This is a genomic window from Vogesella mureinivorans (assembly GCF_007644035.1).
GTDB classification, from domain to species: Bacteria; Pseudomonadota; Gammaproteobacteria; order Burkholderiales; family Chromobacteriaceae; genus Vogesella; species Vogesella mureinivorans.
The window spans coordinates 1-337 of the sequence record NZ_VMTV02000784.1; the positions used below are offsets into that span (position 1 = coordinate 1).

1 pseudogene is annotated in these 337 nt (G+C 65.3%); it reads right to left on the reverse strand.

The features are described from left to right. Positions 1–337: pseudogene (sufC, locus tag FLQ44_RS18210) on the reverse strand (Fe-S cluster assembly ATPase SufC); the annotation flags it as partial.

Consider the following 337-nt stretch of genomic DNA (forward strand, 5'->3'; position numbering starts at 1 on the left):
CGCGAGCTTGGGCTCCAGCACCGCCATCTGGAAGATCTCGTTGCGCTTCTTCTCGCCGCCCGAGAAGCCGGAGTTTACGGCGCGGTGCAGCAGTTCCTCGCGCAGATGCAGGACCTGCAGCTTCTGCCGCACGAGCTTGAGGAACTGCATCGCATCGAGTTCCTCCTCGCCGCGCGCCTTGCGCTGTGCATTCAGCGCGGCGCGCAGGAAGTAGGTGTTGTTCACCCCCGGAATCTCCACCGGGTACTGGAAGGCGAGAAACACGCCCGCAGCGGCCCGCTCCTCCGGTTCCAGCGCGAGCAGATCGACGCCGTTGAACTCGACTGAGCCCTGCGTG